Here is a 331-nt window from a genome sequence, read left to right on the forward strand (position 1 = left end):
GAACGCCCCGGTGATGAACATCGAACCGATCGCCACCCTGATCCTCGGCTGGGCCCTGTTGAACCAGAGCCTGAGCGGGATGCAACTGCTGGGTGGCGCGGTGGTGGTGGGCGCGATCGTGTTGCTGACCTACCGCAAAGGCTGAGCGCCCTCTCGCCATGACCCTATGACCCTATGACCCTATGACCCTATGACCCTATGACCCTATGACCCTGTAGGAGCGGGGGGGGGGGGGGGGGGGGGGGGGGGGGGGGGGGGGGGGGGGGGGGGGGGGGGGGGGGGGGGGGGGGGGGGGGGGGGGGGGGGGGGGGGGGGGGGGGGGGGGGGGGGG

1 protein-coding gene is annotated in these 331 nt (G+C 74.3%); it reads left to right on the forward strand.

Annotated features, from left to right (window positions below; translation table 11 throughout):
- Positions 1 to 145, forward strand: a 145-nt coding sequence (locus tag ACYAS9_RS24260) for an EamA family transporter (protein WP_463570969.1), incomplete at its 5' end; no start/stop codon positions are given.
- Positions 146 to 331: the final 186 nt, after the last annotated feature.

The sequence above is a fragment of the Pseudomonas sp. HP_08 genome (genome assembly GCF_055284095.1).